The 20,893-nt window shown below is 67.6% G+C and carries 20 protein-coding genes and 1 tRNA gene; 11 read left to right on the top strand and 10 right to left on the bottom strand.

What is annotated here, in order from left to right; all coding sequences use genetic code 11:
- Nucleotides 1–56 precede the first annotated feature (56 nt).
- Genes KO490_RS10510 through dusB form a run of 3 tightly spaced genes read right to left on the bottom strand, consistent with a single transcriptional unit; the run spans nt 57 to nt 3,639 of the window.
- Nucleotides 57–1,514, bottom strand: a complete 1,458-nt coding sequence (locus tag KO490_RS10510) for a sigma-54 dependent transcriptional regulator (RefSeq protein ID WP_216019373.1) — start codon at nt 1,512–1,514, stop codon at nt 57–59.
- Between the two features lie 11 nt (nt 1,515–1,525).
- Entirely contained in the window at nt 1,526–2,638 is a 1,113-nt protein-coding gene (locus KO490_RS10505; protein ID WP_216019372.1) for a nitrogen regulation protein NR(II), read from the bottom strand.
- Nucleotides 2,635–3,639: a tRNA dihydrouridine synthase DusB gene (dusB, locus tag KO490_RS10500; RefSeq protein ID WP_216019371.1), complete on the bottom strand. Its 1,005-nt coding sequence runs from the start codon at nt 3,637–3,639 to the stop codon at nt 2,635–2,637. Before dusB ends, KO490_RS10505 begins: the two co-directional genes overlap by 4 nt.
- 256 nt (nt 3,640–3,895) lie before the next feature.
- On the opposite strand from dusB, the gene KO490_RS10495 reads away from it, so the two are divergent.
- The 4 genes from KO490_RS10495 to KO490_RS10480 all read left to right on the top strand — a co-directional run bounded on the left by KO490_RS10495 (nt 3,896) and on the right by KO490_RS10480 (nt 8,800).
- Nucleotides 3,896–5,278 (top strand): L-serine ammonia-lyase, encoded by a 1,383-nt coding sequence (locus tag KO490_RS10495; RefSeq protein WP_216019370.1) that lies wholly within the window; start codon nt 3,896–3,898, stop codon nt 5,276–5,278.
- Between the two features lie 108 nt (nt 5,279–5,386).
- Nucleotides 5,387–5,947, top strand: a complete 561-nt coding sequence (locus KO490_RS10490) for a COG3650 family protein (protein WP_216019369.1) — start codon at nt 5,387–5,389, stop codon at nt 5,945–5,947.
- Between the two features lie 37 nt (nt 5,948–5,984).
- Nucleotides 5,985–8,171 (top strand): YjbH domain-containing protein, encoded by a 2,187-nt coding sequence (locus KO490_RS10485; protein WP_216019368.1) that lies wholly within the window; start codon nt 5,985–5,987, stop codon nt 8,169–8,171.
- The gene (locus KO490_RS10480; protein WP_216019367.1) at nt 8,168–8,800 is read left to right on the top strand and encodes a YjbF family lipoprotein; all 633 of its coding nucleotides are present in this window, start codon (nt 8,168–8,170) and stop codon (nt 8,798–8,800) included. Before KO490_RS10485 ends, KO490_RS10480 begins: the two co-directional genes overlap by 4 nt.
- 153 nt (nt 8,801–8,953) lie before the next feature.
- On the opposite strand, the gene KO490_RS10475 is transcribed toward KO490_RS10480, so the two are convergent.
- From KO490_RS10475 to KO490_RS10460, 4 genes are all read right to left on the bottom strand, one after another.
- On the bottom strand, nt 8,954–9,244 hold the full coding sequence (locus tag KO490_RS10475) for a hypothetical protein (RefSeq protein WP_371822299.1): 291 nt from the start codon (nt 9,242–9,244) through the stop codon (nt 8,954–8,956).
- Nucleotides 9,245–9,355: 111 nt separating this feature from the next.
- On the bottom strand, nt 9,356–10,138 hold the full coding sequence (locus KO490_RS10470) for a metal ABC transporter permease (protein ID WP_216019366.1): 783 nt from the start codon (nt 10,136–10,138) through the stop codon (nt 9,356–9,358).
- The gene (locus KO490_RS10465; protein WP_216019365.1) at nt 10,131–10,898 is read right to left on the bottom strand and encodes a metal ABC transporter ATP-binding protein; all 768 of its coding nucleotides are present in this window, start codon (nt 10,896–10,898) and stop codon (nt 10,131–10,133) included. The genes KO490_RS10470 and KO490_RS10465 overlap by 8 nt, the downstream gene beginning before the upstream one ends.
- Nucleotides 10,895–11,392: a Fur family transcriptional regulator gene (locus tag KO490_RS10460; protein WP_303463018.1), complete on the bottom strand. Its 498-nt coding sequence runs from the start codon at nt 11,390–11,392 to the stop codon at nt 10,895–10,897. Before KO490_RS10460 ends, KO490_RS10465 begins: the two co-directional genes overlap by 4 nt.
- Before the next feature lie 115 nt (nt 11,393–11,507).
- Here KO490_RS10460 and KO490_RS10455 point away from each other — a divergent pair, with 115 nt between their 5' ends.
- Both KO490_RS10455 and hemP read left to right on the top strand, forming a co-directional pair.
- Nucleotides 11,508–12,524: a zinc ABC transporter substrate-binding protein gene (locus KO490_RS10455; protein WP_252727130.1), complete on the top strand. Its 1,017-nt coding sequence runs from the start codon at nt 11,508–11,510 to the stop codon at nt 12,522–12,524.
- Nucleotides 12,525–12,660: 136 nt separating this feature from the next.
- Entirely contained in the window at nt 12,661–12,837 is a 177-nt protein-coding gene (gene hemP / locus KO490_RS10450; protein WP_084686456.1) for a hemin uptake protein HemP, read from the top strand.
- A 59-nt stretch (nt 12,838–12,896) separates the two neighbouring features.
- Here the strand turns inward: hemP and KO490_RS10445 are convergent, their stop codons facing one another.
- Nucleotides 12,897–14,522: a pseudouridine synthase gene (locus KO490_RS10445; protein ID WP_252727129.1), complete on the bottom strand. Its 1,626-nt coding sequence runs from the start codon at nt 14,520–14,522 to the stop codon at nt 12,897–12,899.
- 113 nt (nt 14,523–14,635) lie between these two features.
- On the opposite strand from KO490_RS10445, the gene KO490_RS10440 reads away from it, so the two are divergent.
- Both KO490_RS10440 and KO490_RS10435 read left to right on the top strand, forming a co-directional pair.
- Nucleotides 14,636–15,094 (top strand): nucleoside deaminase, encoded by a 459-nt coding sequence (locus tag KO490_RS10440; RefSeq protein ID WP_252727128.1) that lies wholly within the window; start codon nt 14,636–14,638, stop codon nt 15,092–15,094.
- Nucleotides 15,095–15,138: 44 nt separating this feature from the next.
- Nucleotides 15,139–15,212, top strand: a tRNA-Gly gene (locus KO490_RS10435).
- Nucleotides 15,213–15,289: 77 nt separating this feature from the next.
- Here KO490_RS10435 and KO490_RS10430 read toward each other — a convergent pair.
- Nucleotides 15,290–16,132: a fumarylacetoacetate hydrolase family protein gene (locus tag KO490_RS10430; RefSeq protein WP_216019362.1), complete on the bottom strand. Its 843-nt coding sequence runs from the start codon at nt 16,130–16,132 to the stop codon at nt 15,290–15,292.
- A 122-nt stretch (nt 16,133–16,254) separates the two neighbouring features.
- Complete coding sequence (gene pheT, locus KO490_RS10425; protein WP_216019361.1) at nt 16,255–18,642, bottom strand: phenylalanine--tRNA ligase subunit beta; 2,388 nt, start codon at nt 18,640–18,642, stop codon at nt 16,255–16,257.
- A gap of 177 nt (nt 18,643–18,819) precedes the next feature.
- On the opposite strand from pheT, the gene KO490_RS10420 reads away from it, so the two are divergent.
- The 3 genes from KO490_RS10420 (at nt 18,820) to KO490_RS10410 (ending at nt 20,892) form a co-directional block, all read left to right on the top strand.
- Complete coding sequence (locus KO490_RS10420) at nt 18,820–20,055, top strand: DVUA0089 family protein (protein ID WP_216019360.1); 1,236 nt, start codon at nt 18,820–18,822, stop codon at nt 20,053–20,055.
- 80 nt (nt 20,056–20,135) lie between these two features.
- Nucleotides 20,136–20,438, top strand: coding sequence for a TM2 domain-containing protein (locus KO490_RS10415; protein ID WP_216019359.1), 303 nt, complete (start codon nt 20,136–20,138; stop codon nt 20,436–20,438).
- A 118-nt stretch (nt 20,439–20,556) separates the two neighbouring features.
- Entirely contained in the window at nt 20,557–20,892 is a 336-nt protein-coding gene (locus tag KO490_RS10410) for a TM2 domain-containing protein (RefSeq protein ID WP_216019358.1), read from the top strand.
- Nucleotide 20,893: the final 1 nt, after the last annotated feature.

Here is a 20,893-nt window from a genome sequence, read left to right as displayed (position 1 = left end):
ACGCGGCTTCCAGAATGGCCAGCGCGTTGTATTCGCGCTGCGCCCCTGTGGCGGTTTTACATCAGTTTGCGGCGCCGTGTCACCTCGATATTCAGCTCGGTCAGCTTCTTGCGCAACGTATTGCGGTTGATGCCCAGCAGATCCGCGCAGCGAAGCTGGTTTCCGCCGGTGGCATCCAGCGCCACCTGCAGCAGCGGACGCTCGACCTCGCGCAGGATGCGGTCGTACAGCCCCGGAGGCGGCAGGCTGTCGCCATGCAGATCGAAATAGCGCTGAAGGTGCTGTTCCACCGAATCCGACAGGTTCGCGCCCGTCCCGTGGCTGGCCATCGGCGTCGCTGCAGGTTCGCTGTAATCGGGCATGGCGGCAGGGGCCGCGGCCTGCTGCGCCGGGGCGCCGCGACCGCCGCCATGCTGGGCCAGCGCCTCGCGCATCTCGTCGATGCTGATGACCGGACCGCTGGCGGTCAGCGCCAGGCGGCGCATCATGTTCTCCAGCTCGCGGACATTGCCGGGGAAGGGATGGGCGCGCAGAAGCGCTGCCGCATCGTCCGACAGGTTGCGTTCCGGCAGGCCGTAGGCCTGCGCGCGTGCCAGCAGATGCGCGGCCAGCGGCAGGATGTCATCCACCCGCGACCGCAGCGGCGGCACGCTGATCGTCACCCCCGCCAGGCGATAGTAGAGATCCGAGCGCAGGCGCCCCGAGGACACGTCCGCCTGCGGATCGGGTCCGGTGGTCGCCACGATGCGGGGGGCGTTGGCGCGGTCGGGACCGGTCTCCATCGCCTCGATCAGGCCGATCAGGCGGGCCTGTGCCGCGGTGTCGAAACCTGCCGGGTTCTCGATCACGATGGTGCCGCCGCGGGCCTTCTCGGCGGCACGAGAGACCGCATCCTCACCCGCATCGGCCGAGGTCAGGAAGGCCAGCCCCCCGTCGCGGCGATCGGACAGTTCGTGGAAGCTGCGCGCGATGGTCGTCTTGCCGACGCCGGCCTCGCCCGCGATGATCACGGCCAGATCGGCGTTCAGCACCCGCGCGACCATGCGGAACAGCGCCTGCATGGCCGGGGCATGACCGATCAGCGGCATGGCGGGATCGGCCGCCTCTCGGGATATCTGCAGCGGCTCGGGGACCGGGTCCGACTTGCGCGGGCGGCGCGACAGGGCCTGATTGGCCTTGGTCATCAGGTCCGGCAGATCGAAGGGCTTGGGCAGGTATTCGAAGGCCTCGGCCTCGGTCGCGCGGATCGCGGTCACGATGGTGTTCTGCGCCGAGATCACGATCACCGGCAGGTCGGGCCGCGCCTCTCGCATGGCGGGGATGCGGTCGATGCCGTTGCCGTCGGGCATCATCACGTCGGTGATGACAAGGTCGCCGCGCCCCTCGTCGACCCATTTGGCCAGCTGCGCAAGGCTGCCCGTGGCATGGACCCTGCATCCGGCGCGGGTCAGCGCCTGGGTCAGCACCGTGCGGATGGTGCGGTCGTCATCAGCGATCAGAACGGTTCCGTCCATGTGTCGGGTCCTTATGCCTTGGGCAGAGAAATGCGGAAAACGGTGCGTCCGGGGCGGCTGTCCACCCGGATCAGCGCACCGTGGTCGGTGACGATCTTGCTGACCAGCGCCAGCCCCAGGCCGGTGCCGTTCTCGCGCCCCGAGACGAAGGGCTCGAAGACCTGATCGGCGATCTCGGGGGGGAAGCCCGGCCCGTTATCCTCGATCTCGATCTGCAGGGGCAGCGCGCGGCCGGCGGGGTCGGCGTCGCTCGGGGGGCGGCGCAGCGTGTGGTCATAGAAGCTGTGCAACCTGATCGTGCCGCCGGCCTTGTCCTTCAGCGCCTCGGCCGCGTTCTTGACCAGGTTCAGGCAGACCTGCATCAGCTGGTCGGCATCGGCCAGCGCCACCGGCAGCGACGGGTCGTAATCGGTGACGATCTTCACGTCCTTGGCAAAGCCCACCTGCGCCGAGCGGCGCACCTGTTCCAGCACGTCATGCACGTTCAGCGGGCCCAGCGCCGGAGGAGAGGTGTCGCCGAAGCGTTCCACCTGGTCCAGCAGCGCCACGATGCGGCGGCTCTCGCTGACGATCATCTCGGCCATCTCGCGATCCTCGGGGGATGCGTTCATGCCCATCAGCTGCGCGGCCCCGCGAATGCCCGCCAGCGGGTTCTTGATCTCGTGGGCCAGCATCTCGGCCATGCCGATGGCGCTGCGCGCGACGCTGCGCACGCTGCGGGTCTGGTTCATCGCGTCGGCCTCGTCGGGGACGATCATCAGGCTGACGCCGCCGCCCAGACCGGCCGAACCCGCATGGATCGCCGCGCGGCGCGACTGGTGACCGCCCGCGCGATCGCCGATCTCGAACACCGCCTGGCTGTGATAGAAGGCATCCTCGGTCGTATCGACGCGGGCCACCAGCGACGCCACCGGGGGCGAGATGCGCAGCCGCGTCGCCATGTCGTCGCCTTCCAGATGCTTGCCCAGCGACCAGTTGCGCGACACGTTCAGCCAGAATTCGGCCGCGTCGTTCATGGCGGCCACGCGCCCCTCGGCATCGAGGATCACGGCAGGCAGCGGCAGCGAATGCCAGCAGGGTCCGGGATCGGCCTCGATGAAGTCGCGGGGGCGCGGTGTCGTCATGCGGCGGCCTCGGTCGTGGTATCGGTGAAGGCCTGCCGGATCAGCGCCAGCGTCGCCTCGGGGGTGGGCGCGCGCAGCATCTCGGCACGCAGCGGTGCGCCGTTTGCCTCGGCATACCAGCCCAGATGCTTGCGCGCGACGCGCAGGCCCAGCTCGGCCCCGTGGAAATCGAGGATGTCCTCGTAATGCTCGGCCACAAGATCGGCCAGGGCGGCACCCTGCGGGATGACGGGCGCGGGCGTGCCCCACAGCTGATGTGCGATCTGCGCCAGGATCCAGGGCCGACCCTGCGCACCGCGCCCGATCATCACCGCATCGGCGCCCGATTGCGCGAAGGCGCGGCGGGCGCTGTCGGCATCGACGATGTCGCCATTGGCCACCAGCGGCGGGCGGTTCGGCAGATCGGCCACCGGGCGGATCGCGTTCCAATCCGCCTGGCCCTTGTAGAATTGCGACCGCGTGCGGCCATGCACCGTCAGCATCGCCACACCCGCATCCCGCGCCCGCGCCGAAAGCTCGGCGGCGTTCAGGCAGGTCTCGTCCCAGCCAAGACGCATCTTCAGCGTGACGGGCACGTCCACCGCCCCCACCACCGCGTCGATCAGGCTCAGCGCGTGGTCCAGATCGCGCATCAGCGCCGATCCCGACAAGCCGCCCGTCACCTTCTTGGCGGGGCAGCCCATGTTGATGTCGATGATGCGCGCACCCATGCCCTCGACGATGCGGGCGGTTTCGGCCATGGCCCCGGCCTCGCGGCCCGCGATCTGGACGCTGACGGGCAGCGCGCCCTCGGTCAGGGCCTTGGCGCGCACGGCGGCACGGGTCGAGGGGCGCGGGGTCACCATTTCCGAGGACGCGACCATCTCGCTAACCAGCAGGCCCGCGCCAAAACGCGCGACCGCCCGCCGGAAGGGCAGATCGGTGATCCCCGCCATCGGCGCAAGAAAGACCGGTGCGCCGAGCGTGTTGTCCCCAAGTATGATCGGTTCGGGTCGCTGCATAACTGTTCCTTCACCTTGGTTGATAACGCCCGCAAGTCGGGCAGAGCGGCCATCGCCTGCCTATTTCGCAGGCGCGGCCTTGCTGTTCTTTATTTGTGCATCATGCCATAATAACAGGCAGACTGGACAGCCCACCAGAACCGCATCGCGATGTCGCAACCGGTGGGCGAAATGGTCGCGGGAGGCATGGCGGCATGGTCGTCGTCGTGCTTGGATGGCCCGCAAAGCGCAACCCCCCAAAGGCAGCGAGGGCAGCATGTTCCTGTCGGTTTTCGACCTTTTCAAGGTCAGTGTCGGACCTTCCTCCTCTCATACGATGGGACCGATGATCGCGGCGGCACGGTTTCTCGAATCGCTGCGCGCGCAGCCGTTCCGCGCCCATGGCCTTCGCGTCAGCCTGCACGGAAGCCTTGCATTCACCGGCAAGGGCCATGCGACCGACCGTGCCGCGATCCTCGGGCTGCAGGGTTTCACCCCCGATGCGATGGACCAGGACCGGGCCGAACAGGCGCTGGAGCTGATCCGCCGCGACCGCCGCCTGACGCCCCCGGACCTGCAGCCGCTGGCCTTCGATCCCGACGCGGATCTGCGCTTCGACTACGACACGCCCCTGCCCGGCCACACGAACGGCATGACCATCGCCGCGACCGATGCGCAGGGCGACGTGATCTTCCACAAGGTCTACTACTCGATCGGTGGCGGCTTCGTCATGACGGCCGAGGAACTGGAACGGCGCGGCGACCAGGATCGCAGCGACGCCGCCAATGCGGTCCCCTTCCCCTTCGCGACCGCGGGCCAGATGCTGGAGATGGCCGCATCCTCGGGCAAGTCCATCGCCCGCATGAAGGAGGAGAACGAGCTGTGCTTCCGGTCCCGCAACGACCTGCATCGCGGGATCGAGCGGATCTGGGAGGTGATGTCGGATTGCCTCGACCGCGGCCTTGCGACCGACGGGGTGCTGCCCGGCGGGCTGAACGTGCGCCGCCGCGCGCCGGGCATCCACCGCGCCCTTATGGAGGAGCGCGGCATGAACATGACCGCGCCCCATGTGGTGAACGACTGGATGTCCACCTATGCGATGGCCGTGAACGAGGAGAACGCGGCAGGCGGTCGGGTCGTGACGGCGCCCACCAACGGTGCGGCGGGAACGCTGCCCGCCGTGCTGAAATATTGGCTGGACCATGTTCCGGGCGCCTCGACCCGGCTTCTGCCCGATTTCCTGCTGACCGCGGCCGCCGTGGGCGGGCTGATCAAGCACAACGCCTCAATCTCGGGGGCGGAATGCGGCTGCCAGGCCGAGGTGGGCAGCGCCAGCGCCATGGCCGCCGCGGGACTGGCCGCCGTGCTGGGCGGCAGCCCCCGCCAGATCGAGAACGCGGCCGAGATCGCGCTGGAACACCACCTTGGCATGACCTGTGATCCGGTGCGCGGCCTGGTCCAGGTGCCCTGCATCGAACGAAACGGGTTGGGCGCGATCAAGGCGGTCAGCGCGGCCAGCCTGGCGCTGCGCGGGGACGGCGATCACATCGTGCCGCTGGACGCGGCGATCGAGACGATGCGCCAGACGGGGCAGGACATGAGCGAGAAGTACAAGGAGACATCCCTGGGCGGGCTGGCGGTCAACGTGCCCAATTGCTGAAAGCCGCCTGAAGGGGGGCCGATGGGGCGGCGGCGCTTGCCCAAGGGGGCCGCGATTGCTAACGCTGTCGTGACAGAGACCGATCCCGAAGAACAAAGGCCGGAACCCATGACCCTGCGTCCCGCACCCGCGCGCCTCGCCCTTCTTGCCCTGATCACGCTGCCCCTGGCAGGCTGCGACAGCGCCGCCATGACCGATCTGCGCCGCAATATCGGGCTGGAAGAAGCCGCCCCCGAACCGCAGGATCCCGCGCAGCCGCGCCCGCCTGCCGTCAGCCCGCTGGAACAGCCGATCGAGACCGGCGCCGAGGCTCCGCGCGCCATTCCGGGCGCCGAGCCCCTGACCTACAACGCCACCGCCTTCGTCGCGCGCGGCAACGAACCCTTCTGGAATGTCGAGATCAGCGGCGGCAGCGCCACCTACAGGACACCCGACAACCAGAACGGCCGCAGCGTCTCGGTCGACCGCATCGTCTTTGCCGACGGGGTCGAATATGTCGGCGTGCTGGATGGCCGCCCCTTCGTGGTGAACCTGCGCGCGCAGGAATGCCAGGACACGATGGCCGACGAGAAGTTCCCCCTGACCGCCAGCCTGACCGTTCGCGGACAGAAGCTGTCGGGCTGCGGCCAGACCGCCACCGTCAACACCGCCGCCCCCACCGAAGGCTGATCCTGCAGCCCACCGCCCAAGGAAAAGGACCCACAAGATGCGCCGCTCGCGCCTGACACGCCATTTGATGGCCACAGCCCTGCCCGCGGCCCTGCTTCTGGGATCGGGCACCGGGACCGCCGTGGCGGACCCCCTGATCGCGCGGAACATGTCGACCTACGGCATGCCGGGCGGCATCGATACCCCCACCGCCGAGACGCTGGCCGACGGCACCCTGGGCGCGACCGTGTCCTGGTCCGATTATGCCCGTCGCGGCAACATCTTCTTCCAGGCGCTGCCCGGACTGACCGCCGTGCTGCGCTATGGCCGGGTGGACGGGATCAACGATTACCGGAACGAAGGCTACATCTCGGATCGATCGCTGGACCTGCGATACCAGATCTTGGGCGAGGATGGCTGGCGGCCGGCCGTCGCGGTGGGCCTGCAGGACTTTCTGGGGACCGGGGTCTATTCGGGCGAATACATCGTCGCGACCAAGTCTGTGACCCCTCGGGTCCGCGTTTCGGCGGGCTTGGGTTGGGGCGTTCTGGCCGGCAACCCGCGCACCATCGACGTGGGCGACGAAGGCGGTACTCCGAACGTGGACGACTGGTTCAGCGGCAGCCCCAAACCCTTCGCCTCGGTCAGCTGGCAGGCCACCGACAAGCTGAACCTGATCGCCGAATATTCGAACGACGAATATGTCGCGAATTACAGCAACGGCAACAGCTTCCAGCAGGGCGACGAGCCGGGCAGCAGCGTGAACCTGGCCGCGAATTATCGCTTCGGTCGCAACTACGAGGCCGGTCTCTATACCATCGGCGGCGAGAAGGTCGGCGCGTCCTTCACCATCGCGCTGAACCCGCGCGAGGCGGCCTATCCCTCGGGCCTGGAAAAGGCCCCCGCGCCCGTGCGTCCGCGCCCCTCGCCCGCAGCCGATCCCGAAGGCTGGTCGGGGGCCTGGTCGCAGGATCCGACCGCACAGCCCGCCATCCAGAAGGCGCTTGGCGACGCATTGGCGGATGAAGGCCAGACGCTCGAGAGCATGGGCCTGAGCGCGACGCGTGCCGAGGTCCGCATCCGCAACACCCGCTATATCAGCCAGGCCGAGGCCGTGGGCCGCACCGCGCGTCTGATGACCCGCGCCCTGCCCGCCTCGGTCGAGACCTTCGCGATCACCTCGACCGCGAACGGGATGCCCACCTCGACCGTGGTCCTGCGCCGTTCGGATGTCGAGCGGCTGGAGAATACCGAGGCCGGGCAGATCGCCGCCGCCTCGCAGCTGGTCGACGCGCCCCGCAGCGCGCCGGGTCTGGTCGCAACGCCGGGTGTGACGCCGCGCTTCCGCTGGTCGATCAAGCCCTATGTCGATCTGGGCATCTTCAGCGCCGAGGACGGCCTGACCCACGAGGTCGGCGCCGAAGCCCGCGCCAGCTACGAGATCACGCCGGGGCTGATCCTCAGCGGTGCCATCCGCCAGCGTGCCTTCGGCGATATCGGCCAGCGCGGTCCGGGTGTCCCGGGCGAACGCGGCGAATATTATTCGCCCGAGGAATACGAATCCAACGCCGCGCTGGAAACCACGCCCGAGGGCGTCCCGCGCGTGCGATCGGATACGCGCATGTATACCGGCAATTCCAGCCCGGTCATTCCCGACCTGACGCTTGCCTGGTACGAGAAGCCTACCGACACGGTCTATACCCGCGTCACGACCGGCCTTCTGGAACGCGCCTATGGCGGCGTGTCCGCCGAGGCGCTGTGGAAGCCCGCCAATTCGCAGCTGGCCATCGGCGCCGAGGTGAACCACGTCAAGAAGCGCGATTTCGATCAGCTGTTCGATTTCCGCGACTACGAGGTCACAATGGGCCATGTCTCGGCCTATTACGAATTCACCGAAGGCTTCACCGGCAAGCTGATGGTCGGCAAGTACCTGGCTGGCGATGTCGGCGCGACGGTCGCGTTGAACCGCGAATTCGCCAATGGCTGGTCGATCGGCGCCTATGCGACCAAGACCGACCTGTCGGCCGAGGAATTCGGCGAGGGCAGCTTCGACAAGGGCATCACCCTGTCGATCCCGCTTGGATGGGCGACGGGCCAGGCCAGCCGCGACCGCGTGTCGACCAACCTGCGGTCGCTGTCGCGTGACGGCGGTGCGCAGCTGGACGTGAACGGGCGTCTCTATGACCGTGTGCGCGAGGCGCAGACCGTCGATCTCTATGAAGGCTGGGGGAGGTTCTGGCGATGATCGGTTCAGTCAAGCTGACGATGGCCCTGGGCGCACTGGCAGCCCTGGCCGCCTGCGGGAACGATACCGCCGCGACCGGCCCCCTGGGCGTGCTGGCGCAGACCGCGGGGCAGGTCGTGGCCGATCGGCGCGCGGAACCCGCGGCCCCCGCCCCCACCCCGGCCCAGGCCGCGGCCGAGGCGCTGCGCGTCAATCAGGGGCCGCTGATCCAGGCGGGCTTCGAGGGGCTGGGCCGCACGCAGGTCATGGCCATGACCGGGCAGAACGGTGCGATGCGCACCTACATGACCCCCTCGGAAGAGGCGCTGATCATCCGCGACGGCCTGCTGATCGGCACGCGGGGCCTTGGCAACGACCTGTCCGTGGCCGAGATCGGCACCGCGGCGGCGATCCGCGCGGGCGCGGGTTCGGGCACACGGGTCATGCGCTATTATTCCGGTGACGGGCTGGAACGCCCGCTGGAATTCGACTGCACCGTCGGTGCAGGTCCGAAGCCCGGCGTCACGGTCGAGAATTGCGAGGGCCACGGCGTGAGCTTCCAGAACAGCTATGCCGGTCAGGGCGCGGTCTCGCGCCAGTGGATCGGCCCTGCGGCGGGCTATGTGACCATTCAGACGCTGCGGCCCTGATCCCGATTTGAAATGCGAAAAACCGGCCCTGCGGGGCCGGTTTTTTCATGCGCGACCGCGGAATTCGAGACCCCTGTCCGCCAACGATAAAGGGGGGCCGGCACAAGGCCAGCCCCCCTTGAAACAGATCGGAAGAACCGATCCGTTCCGAAATCAGCTGTCGTCGTCGTCCGAAGCAACTGCGGCGATGACGCCCAGCAGCAGCAGGGCCGGAACCACCAGGCCGGCGTTCGACGAAGCAGCCTGCTCCTCGACGACGACGGGCTCGACTTCAACGACGGGGGCGACGTAGCCACCGGCCAGAGCCGAAGTTGCGGTCAGGCCGAGAGCGGCAGCGAAAGTAGCGAATTTGGTCATGATCATGCTCCGTTTCGGTTGAAAGCTGCCGTCACCGGCAACATCGCTGCGACAGTTACACAAACCCGATGAGTTGAAAAGCAGCATTGATTTCCATCCTCCGTCGGGTTGCGGCCACTGTTGCATATTGGCCAACACCGTTCTCGGGGCCTCGTTCCCGATCGTGCAAACCTCGGGAAAAACTGTGTCTTTTCGGCACTAGCCCCTGCGAACGCCCTGCGACAGCAGGAAAAATATTGCTGCCGCTGCAACTATCGACGGCCCGGCCGGAGTGTCGAGTCGCAGACTGGCCCACAGGCCCGAACCGACCGATGCCGCGGCCAGAACCGCCGCGACGGCGGCCATCCGCTCGGGGGTGCGCGCCCATATGCGGGCGGCCGCCGCCGGAACGATCAGCATTGCCGAAATCAGCAGCGATCCGACGACGCGAATCGCCAAGGCGACGACGATGGCAAGGGCGATGGACAGGATGAGCCGTTCGGTCCGCGGATCGATGCCCGCGGCCACGGCCAGCTCCTCGTTCATGGTGGATGTCAGAAGGTTCTGCCATCGCCATGCCAGCATTCCCATGACCACGATGGCCCCCGTCCAGATCAGCGCGAGGTCGGTCTTGCCGACCGCCAGGATGTCACCGAACAAATAGCTGGAAAGATCCGTGCGCGCCTGCGGCACGAAGCTGATCGCGACCAGCCCGAAGGCCAGCGCGGAATGCGACAGCACCCCCAGCATCGTGTCCATCGCCTGCCCACGCGACACCAGCGCCGAGACGATGACGGCCATCAGCCCCGCCACGCCCAGCGTGCCGACATAGATCGAGATGTCGAAGGCCAGCGCCACGGCCACCCCAAGAATCGCGGCATGGGCCGTCGAATCCCCGAAATAGGCCATCCGCCGCCAGACCACGAAACTGCCCAAGGGGCCCGCGACCAAGGCAAGCCCGAGGCCCGCCAGCACGGCGCGGATGAAGAAATCGTCAAGCATTGTGGTGATGTCCGCAATCGGGGCCGTGGACATGTCCGACGGCATCGTGGTCGTGATCGTGCTTGTGGCGATAGAGCGCGAGCGTGCCCTCGGCCTCGGCCCCGAAAAGCGCACGGTATTCGGGGGCCGAGCTGACATGCTGGGGCGTCCCCTCGCAGCAGACATGCCCGTTCAGGCAGACCACCCGGTCCGAGGCGCGCATCACCACCAGAAGGTCGTGGCTGACCATCAGCACGGCAGCCCCGGTTTCACGGCGCACCTCGTCGATCAGGCGATAGAAGGACAGGATGCCCGGCTGGTCCAGGCCCTGCGTGGGTTCGTCCAGCACCAGCAGATGCGGGTCGTTCAGCAATGCGCGCGCCAGCAGCACGCGCTGGAACTGACCGCCCGACAGCTGCGTCAGCTGGCGGCTGCCCAGGCCCTCGACGCCGGTGCGGGCCAGCATCGCCTGCGCATCGGCATCGCCGACGCGGCGGGGCAGCGACAGGAACCGCCGCACGGTCATGGGGATCGCCGTGTCCAGATGCACCTTCTGCGGGACATAGCCGATCCGCAGCCCGGGCATCCGCTGGACCTGCCCCCGCGCGGTCTCCAGATGCCCCAGCAGCGCCCGCACGAGCGAGGATTTCCCCGATCCGTTCGGCCCGACCACGGTCACGATCTCGGACGGAAGGATGCGGAAATCGACCTTCGACAGAACGGGCTCGGTCGTACCGGGGCGATGGACGGTCAGCCCGCGGGCCTCGATCAGCGCGCTCATGCGCGGGCCTCGGCGCAGATCGCGCAGGTGCCCACGGCCTCGACCGTCACGCGGTCCACGACAAAGCCCGCCCCCGACGCGACATCGCCCAGGGCGTCGCGCATGGGGCCTGACGGCACCTCGGCGATGCGGTCGCATTCGCTGCAGATCAGAAAGGCCGGCTGGTGGTCCGCGCCCGGATGCAGGCAGGCCGCGAAGGCGTTCAGCCGCTGCAGCCGGTGCGCCAGTCCGTGCTGGACCAGGAACTCCAGCGCGCGATAGGCCACGGGGGGCTGGCGCCCGAACCCTTCGGCGGCAAGGCGGTCCAGCACCTCGTAAGCCCCCATGGCGCGATGGCTCTCCAGCAGGATCTCCAACGTGCGACGGCGCACGGGCGTCAGGCGCCCACCTTCGGTCGCCAGCCTTTCGGTCGCGTCGTTCAGCGCACGGCTGCTGCAATGGCTGTGATCGTGCGGCGCGAATGCCGCGCCGATTCCATCGGGGTTCTCGGGCACGCGCTGCGCTCCGTTCTGTTATAGTGTTACAGTCGTCTTGACTTGTTATGCTGTAACATGGACAACCCCGGCACCGCAAACAAGCCCGCAACCGCAGCAAATCCGAAGGATGACCATGCGCCTGACCCTGACCGCGATCCTGTCGCTGACCGCCCTGCCCGCCCTTGCCGATCCCGGCCGCATCATGGTCGATCTGCCCCCCACCGGCGCCCTTGTCCGCGAAGTGGTGGGCGACCTGGCCCAGGTCGAGGTCCTGCTGAGCTCGGGGGCCAGTGCCCACAGCTATCAGATGCGCCCTTCGGATGCGCGGAACCTGCAGGACGCCGCATTGCTGGTCTGGATGGGCCCCGAGATGACCGCCTGGTTGGAGCGCCCGGCCCAGAACATCGCGGCCGAGGCGGTGCAGCTGCAACTGCTGCATGTGGATGGCACCCGGCTGCGGGATTATGCCGACGGGGATGGCCACGAGGATCACGAGGATCACGAGGATCATGGGGGGCACGACCACGACCACGACCACGACCACGACCACAACGACCACAACGACCATCACGACCATGATGATCACGGCCATGGCGAACATGAAAGCGCGGGCCATGAGGGCCACGACCATTCTGGTATCGACCCCCATGCCTGGCTCGACCCGGCAAATGCCGGCCCTTGGCTGAACGCCATCGCCGACGCCCTGTCGCAGATCGACCCCGAGAATGCCGAAACCTATTCGGCCAATGCCGAAGCCGCATCCGGCCGGATCGAGGCCTCTGCTGCCGAACTGAAGGCCCGTCTCGCCCCCCATGCCGAGAAGGGTTTCGTGGTCTTTCACGATGCCTATGGCTATTTCACCGACGCATTCGGGCTGATGCCCGCGACTTCGGTGGCGATCGGCGACGCAACCTCGCCCTCGGCCGCACGACTCGAAGAAGTTCGCCACCGAATCGAGGAATCCGACGCCGTCTGCGCCTTTCCGGAATATGCCCATGATCCCCGCCTGGTCGAAACCGTGATCGAGGGCAGCGGGATCCGCATGGGCGACGCCCTCAGCCCCGAGGGTGGATCCGAGGAAATGCCGGGTTACGAGCAGATCCTGGCGTCGCTTGGGACCGCGCTGATCGATTGCTTCGAGGCCGAATGACCTGATTTCATGGCCGGATCGTCCCACGGGAACACCCGGATAACGTACATTCCAGATTCCTGAGTGTTTTACTTTGACAAACCCGAACGAATTTGTCAGCAATAGGGAAAGCAACACTCATTGGAAAGGGATGACCATGACCGCCACGCGCCCCGCAGATTTCGTCCGTCCCGGCAACACGCTTCTTTCGCGCTTGCCGCAGCATGACGCCACCGAACTGACCGCGGGTGGGAACCAGGCCCTGATCGTGCTGGACGAACAGGTCTACCAGCTGCGCATCACGCGTGCGGGCAAGCTGATCCTGACCAAATGAAAAAGGCCGGGCGATGACCCGGCCTTTTTGATGATGCGAATGCGACAAGCCGCTGCGGATCACCCGCGCGGCTTGTTGCCTTTCGGGCCCGTGGAACGCGGCCCGTTCGAACGCGGCGCACCGGAACGCGGCCCATCGCTGCGGGGTGCATTGCTGCGGGGGCCCTTGCTGTGGGGGCCGTCATCCCGCGACCCTTCGCTGCGGGGGCCCTTGCCGAAGGGCTTGCCGCCCCGGTCGTTGCCACCGCGATCCTCGCCCCGCGCTTCTCCGAAGCCGCCGCGCTTGCCCGCGAAACCACCCGGCTTGCCGGAGAAGCCGCCCGGCTTGCCCGGACGGTCGCCGCGCGGCCGGTCACCTTCGGGGCGATCGCCCTTGGGCTTGAAGGGCTTGCGCGCATCGTCCGGCTTGCTGCCGAAGCGCGCCGGACGATCATCGCCATCCTCGCGCTTGCGGAAATCGGGACGGTCGCCGCCCGCACGACCCTTGAAGCCGGGCGAATCGCCATCGCGCCGAGGGCGGAAGCCCCCCTTGTCGCCATCGGGCTTGCCGCCGAACTTGCGTGCCGGACGGCCCTCGTCGCCCTCGCGGCGCGGCTTGAACCCCTCGCGGCGTTCACCGTCACCGCGCGGCTTGAACCCCTCGCGACGTTCACCGTCACCGCGCGGTTTGAACCCTTCGCGACGTTCGCCGTCACCGCGCGGCTTGAACCCCTCGCGGCGCTCACCGTCACCACGCGGTTTGAACCCCTCGCGCCGCTCACCGTCACCGCGCGGCTTGAAGCCATCGCGGCGATCGCCGTCACCACGCGGTTTGAACCCCTCGCGGCGTTCACCTTCTCCACGCGGCTTGAAGCCATCGCGACGATCACCGTCGCGGCGCGGACGGTCGCCCTCGGCGCCGCGGGGGCGCATCTCGCGCGGACGCTCTTCGGGTTCGCCGGTCAGCAGCCCGCCCAGCTGGTCGCGCAGCACGCGACGCTTCACCTCGGAGACTTCGTTCTTCTCCAGCGCGCCCAGCTTGAAGGGGCCATAGCCCACGCGGATCAGACGGTTCACCTGCAGACCCACATGCGACATCGCGCGGCGGATCTCGCGGTTCTTGCCCTCGCGGATGCCGACGGTCAGCCAGGCATTCGCGCCCTGCTGGCTGTCCAGCTTGATCTCCATGGGGGCGAAATCCTCGCCCTCGATGGTGACGCCACGGCGCAGCGGATCGAAGGTCAGGTCGTTCGGCGTGCCGTTCACCCGCACGCGATAGCGGCGCAGCCAGCCCGTCGCGGGCAGTTCCAGCCGGCGCTTCAGATCGCCGTCATTGGTCAGCAGCAGCAACCCTTCGGAATTGAGGTCGAGCCGCCCCACGGTCATCACCCGCGGCAGATCGCGCGGAAGCGCGTCGAACACGGTCTGGCGGCCCTTCTCGTCGGATTCGGACGTCACCAGCCCCAGGGGCTTGTAGTAGAGCCACAGCTTGGTTTCCTGCGGGGCGTCCATCTTCTTGCCGTCGATGGTCACGCGGTCGGTCGGCAGCACGTCCAGCGCGGGGCTGGAGATCTTCTCGCCGTTCACGGCGACGCGGCCTTCCATGATCATCCGTTCGGCCTCGCGGCGGCTGGCGACGCCTGCGCGGGCCATCACCTTGGCGATACGTTCGGGGGTGTCCTTGCGGGGGGACAGGTCTTCGGTCATGCGATCTCTCCTGCGCATCTCTGCGGTGGCAAAGAGGCCCTTCTACGTCACCGCCCCCCGGCTTGGAAAGCCCCGTCTTGCGGCCCGTCGCGGATCGGTGCGACAAGCAGCCGATGAGCCGCTTTCACAGCCATATGGACCTTGCCCTGTCCGAAGCCCGCGCCGCCGCCCTGCGGGGCGAGGTGCCCGTCGGCGCGGTGGTGACCGACCCCCAGGGCCGGGTCGTGGCCAGTGCGGGCAATCGCTGCCGGGAACTGTCGGACCCCACCGCCCATGCCGAGATCCTGGCGATCCGCGCGGCCTGCGCGGCGCTCGGGTCGGAACGCCTGCCGGGGCATGACCTGTGGGTCACGCTGGAACCCTGCCCGATGTGCGCGGGCGCCATTTCGGGGGCGCGGATCGCGCGGCTTTACTATGGGGCGTCCGACATTCGGATGGGGGGCGTGGCGCATGGGGCGCGGGTCTTCTCGCATCCGCAATGCCACCACCGTCCCGACATCTACGACGACATCGCGGCCGGGCCGTCGCGCGTCCTGCTGCGCGAATTCTTCGCGGATCGCAGGCAGGGCTGAACCCGCTTGCAAGCCGTCGCGGCTTTGCCTATACCGAAACCCGCGCGGGTGTAGCTCAATGGTAGAGCCGCAGCCTTCCAAGCTGATGACGTGGGTTCGATTCCCATCACCCGCTCCACCTTCCTCGCCAGAATCACGAGATGACCGCGCCCCTGGTGGCGGGCGATCCGTCGGACGGACCGCCCTGCACTGTTGTCAGCGGCGCGTCACCATCTGGCGCTGCTCGCCCAACCCTTCGATGCCTAGGCGCATGGTTTCGCCCCCGCGCAGGAAGCGGGGCGGCTTCTTGCCCATGCCGACGCCCGGCGGGGTGCCGGTGGCCACGACATCGCCCGGTTGCAGCGACACGCAGCGTGACAGATAGGCAAGCAGCGTCTTGACCCCGAAGATCATCGTCGCGGTGCTGCCGTCCTGCTGACGCTGGCCATCGACCTCCAGCCACATCCGCAGGCGCTGCGGGTCCGCGATCTCGTCGGTGGTGACCAGCCATGGGCCGATGGGGCCGAAGCTGTCAAAGCCCTTGCCCTTGTCCCAGCTGCCCCCGCGTTCGGCCTGCCATTCCCGTTCGGACACGTCGTTGACGATGCAATAGCCCGCCACATGGGACATGGCCCGATCTTCGGGAATGTCGCGACCGCCGCGACCGATGACGAAGCCCAGCTCGACCTCCCAATCGGTCTTCTGGGATCCGGGCGGGATTTCGACATCGTCGTTCGGCCCCGAGATCGAGCTGGTGAACTTCGAGAAGACGATCGGCTCGGAGGGAAGGTCCATCCCGGCCTCGGCCGCATGATCGGCATAGTTCAGACCGATGCCGATGAACTTGCCCACCCGGCCCACGCAGGGACCAAGCCGGGTGCCGGGATCAACCTGCGGCAGCGCAGAGGTGTCCAGCGCCGCGATCCGGGCCAGCCCCTCGGGGGTCAGCACGTCGCCTGCAATGTCATCGACATGGGCAGAAAGGTCGCGGATCACGCCCTCGCCGTCCAGAAGCCCCGGTCTCTCCTGCCCTTTAGGTCCGTGACGCAGAAGCTTCATCGTAATCCCCCCTGTTTTTGTCAGGAGTGATCTTGACACAGCTTGACGTAGTGTAAAGTGCAGATGATGAAAAAAGGACGCCCCGCCATGGGACGCCCTTTCGAACTGCCTGTCCGCTGGCCTCAGCCCCGCAGGGTGGCGCCGGTGGCCTTCTGGACCTTCTCGACGATCTTGGCGCTGACGGCCTCGATATCGGCATCGGTCAGGGTCTTGTCGCGCGGCTGAAGGCGCGCGGTGATGCCGATGGACTTGCGGCCATCCTCCAGCCCGGTGAACTGGTCGAAGACCGTCACGCTGTCGATCAGCGCCTTGTCGGCACCTGCGGCGGCATTGACCAGGGTCAGCGCCTCGACCTGCGGATCGACGACGAAGGCGAAATCGCGTTCCACCGCCTGCAGTTCGGATGCCTGCAGGGCGGGGCGTGTCGCGGTGCGGGTCTTGGGGAAGGGCACGGCCGCGATGCGGATGGTGAAGGCGGCGGCAGGTCCCTTCACGTCCATGGCCTTGAGGACGCGCGGATGCACCTCGCCGAAGGTGGCCAGCACGTTCGGGCCAAGCGCCACGTTGCCCGCGCGGCCCGGATGCCACCAGCCGTCCAGCTTGCGGTTGATCTGCACGCGCGCCGGTGCGCCGATGGCCTCCAGCACCGCTTCGGCATCGGCCTTGGCGTCATACAGATCGACCTTGCGGCGCGTGCCGAAGGGATCGCGCGGCCCGGTCGAACCGACCAGCAGGCCCGACAGCTGCACCGCCTGATCGCCCGGTTCGCCGCCGCTGAAGACGGGCCCCAGTTCGAACAGGGCCAGATCCGCGAAACCGCGTGCCTGGTTGCGGGCGGCGGCGGCCAGCAGGCCCGGCAGCAGGTCGGGGCGCAGATGCGTCATCTCGCTGCTGATCGGGTTCTCGATCCGCAGCGCATCCGTGCCGCCGCCAAACAGCGTGGCCGATGCCTGGTCGATGAAACTGTAGGTGACGCATTCGTTGTAGCCGAGCAAGGCCGCCATGCGCCGCGCGGTCTTCTCGCGCATCTGCAGCGGCGTCAGGACCGGGCGCGGGACGCCTGCCTGCGGACGCGGCAGCGGCTTGCCCACAAGGCGCGTCAGGCTGGCGATGCGGGCGATCTCCTCGACCAGGTCCGCCTCGCCCAGCACATCGGGGCGCCAGGACGGCACATGGGCCATCTCGCCCTCCATCCGGAAGCCCAGGGCCTCCAGCGTGCTGCGCTGCGTTTCCTCGGGGATGTCCATGCCGACCAGGCGCGAGGTCCGCGACGGGTCCAGGCGATAGGCGCGCGAGGTGTCGGGCAACGCGCCCGCGGTCACCACCTCGGACGGGGTGCCGCCGCACAGATCCATCACCATGCGGGTCGCCAGATCCAGCCCCGGCAGGGTGGATGCCGGGTCGATCCCGCGTTCGAAGCGATACCGCGCATCGCTGAGGATCTTCATCGCGCGGCCCGTGGTGGCGATGGCGATCGGGTCGAAATAGGCGGCCTCGATGAACACGTCCACCGTGTCGTCCGACGATCCCGAGGCAAGGCCACCCATGATGCCCGCGATGCTCTCGGGGCCGTTGTCGTCGCAGATCACGACCGCACCCTCGGGCAGGTCGTAGGTCTTCTCGTCCAGCGCCTCGATCCGCTCGCCCGCGCGGGCGGCGCGCAGGGTCAGATCGCCCGCGACCTTGGCCGCGTCGAAGACGTGCAGCGGGCGGTTCAGGTCGAAGGTGAAGAAGTTGGTGATGTCCACCAGCGCGCTGATCGGGCGCAGGCCGATGGCACGCAGGCGCTTCTGCAGCCATTCCGGCGACGGGCCGTTCTTGACGCCGCGCACCACGCGGCCCGCGAAGAAGGGCGCCTTGTCGGCGACATCCTGCGCGATGGTCACGCCGACGGGGCACGGGAACTGCCCCGCGATATCGGCCCCGGGGGCGGGCTTCAGCGCGCCTAGCCCGCGGGCTGCCAGATCGCGCGCCACGCCGCGCACGCCAAGCGCATCGGGGCGGTTCGGCGTGATCTTAATATGGATCATCGGGTCGATCTTATCCGGCGCATTCGCGGCCAGCCAATCGACATAGCGCTGCCCGACTTCGCCCGAGGGAAGCTCGATGATGCCCTCGTGTTCGTCCGACAGTTCCAGCTCGCGCTCGGATGCCATCATGCCGTGGCTCTCGATGCCGCGGATCTTGCCGACGCCCAGGGTGACGTCGATGCCGGGCACGTAATCGCCGGGCTTGGCCAGCACGACCGTGATCCCCGCACGCGCGTTGGGTGCGCCGCAGACGATCTGCTTCTCGCCCTCGTCGGTGGTGACGCGGCAGACGCGCAGGCGGTCGGCATCGGGGTGCTGTTCGGCGTGGTCCACCCGCGCCAGGGTGAAGCTGCCCAGCTTGGCCGCGGGGTCGCGGACGTCCTCGACCTCGAGGCCGAGATCGGTCAGCGCCTCGACGATCTCGTCGAGGGTGGCGGAGGTGTCGAGATGCTCCTTGAGCCAGGAGAGGGTGAACTTCATGGCGCTCGCTTTCGGTTCCTGCCCGCGCAAGCGCGCGGGAATGGCATTCCCTCGCCTTGAACCGTGCAAGTCGCCGGGGGTCAAGCCGCAAGCGCGGATTTCCCCGCCCCGCACGGGGTTGCGACCCGGCGGCACGGGTGATTAGTTGCGCACAAATCAACAAATGCAGGTGTCCTCATGGTCCGTCAGACCCCCCTTCGCATCGCCTTGATGGCGGCCATGTTCCCGGTCGTTCCCGCCTTCGCTCAGGATGCTGCCCCCGCAGAGGGCCTGACCTGTGGTGGCGAGCCTGCGCAGTGGATGGGCGGCACCCGCGAAGGCAGCGACATCGCCACCGCCGAAAACGTGCTCGGGCTGTCGCTGACATCCAGCGCCGAACGCGAACCCTATGCGGCCTTCACCATCACCGGCGAACCGATCGAGATCCGCCTCGAGGCGCAATCCTCGGGCGATCCGGCCCTGCGGCTGGAAACTGCCGATGGCGACGTGATCGAGGAGAACGACGACGCCCCCGGCACGCTGAATTCGCGGATCGAGACGCGCCTTGCGCCCGGTGATTACTGCGCGCGGCTGATCCCGGTGGGCAATCCCGACATGACCGCCCAGCTGCAGCTTTCGACGCTCGGGATGGAACCCCTGCTGTCCGCCCCGCAAAGCACCGAGATCCAGGCCTGCACGCCCCAGACCGAGGCCACGGCCCTGGCCGAGGGTTCTCTGTCGGGCCATCTGCCCGTCGCGACCCAGACCGAAGGCGCCGTCACCTATCACCGCTTCACCCTGGATGAACCGACCAGCCTTCGGCTGCAGGCCGAAAGCGACCTTCTGGACCCCAACATGGTCCTGTTCGAAGGCGACGGACGCCGGATCGCCCAGAACGACGATACGAACGGGCTGAATTCGCAGCTGGATTTCCCGCAAGGGCTGGCCGCGGGCGATTACTGCATCGGGGTCGGACCCATCTCGGCGGGTGTCGGCACCATCACCGTGTCCGCCAGCGAACTGAACCGGGAAAACTATCTTGCCTCGGCCCATCGGCGCGGCGAGGTCGCCCCGACCATCGGGGGCGATTATCCGATGCAGCAGCTGGAATTCCCCCGCGACCGCGAAACCATCGTCCTGCAGGACGGCACCGCGCAATGGCTGAGCTTCACGCTGGATCAGTCCACGATGATGGTGATCCATGCCCACGGGACGTTGACCGGCGTCGATACGCAGCTGACCCTGTTCGGCCCCGATGGCGCGGTCATCGCACAGGATGACGACGGCGGCTCGGATACCGATTCGAAGCTGGGACCGACGCTGCTGTCGCCCGGGCAGTATCGCATCGCGCTGACCGACGTGAGCCGCAACGGCGTCCAGGGATCGATCCGTCCCGTGACCATGGTTTTCCAGCGTTATCTGCCGGCCGATTGAGGGGGCCCCACGGGTGCCGGCCTTGTCTGGCGGGCATCCGTCCCCATCTTTGACGATCAGTCGAACCGATGGGGGAAGCCATGGACACGCAACGTGAACTGCTGATCGAACAGCGCGTCGCCAACGATGCGAAATCGCCCATCGTGGCCTATCTGCTGCTGATCTTCCTGTGGGGGTTCGGCGTGCACCGCATGTATCTGGGCCGCTGGATGAGCGGGCTGATCATGCTGGCGATCTGGGTCGTGGGCTGGTTGATGACGCCGATCCTGATCGGCTGGATCCCCGTCGCCTTCGTCGCGATCTGGTGCGTGATCGACCTGCTGCTGATCCCCGGCATGATCCAGGCCGACAAGGACGACATCCGTCGCCGCCTGACGATCTGACGGGGTCCGGCTTAATCATTGTTTCACGCCTTGGTGCCTAACCTGCGCCGTTACCGGTCGTTCCCGACGGGACGATCCGGAATGACGCATTTCATCATGGCACAGACAAGGAACGACGATGGCCCTGGATATCCAACAGCAGATGCTGATCGAACAACGCATCGGAAACGAGGCGAAATCACCCGTGGCGGCATATCTGCTGTGCCTGTTCCTCGGGTGGTTCGGCGCACATCGGATCTATCTGGGGCGCACGGGCAGCGGGGTGGCGATGCTGATCATGTCGCTGACGGGCATCGTCCTGTCCGTCCTGATCCTGCCCCTTGCACTGCTGGTCGTGACCGGGATCTGGGCCTTCGTGGACCTGTTCCTGATCGGCGGCATCCTGCGAGAGGAGAAGGAGGCGCTGCGCATGCGCCTCTCGACCGGGATGGAAGGCGGCGCGATCGCGGCCTGAT

The organism is Paracoccus sp. C2R09, assembly GCF_018860625.1.
Lineage (GTDB): Bacteria > Pseudomonadota > Alphaproteobacteria > Rhodobacterales > Rhodobacteraceae > Paracoccus.
The sequence above is the reverse complement of the archived record's forward strand: the minus strand, read 5'-3'. Positions and strand labels throughout refer to the sequence as shown.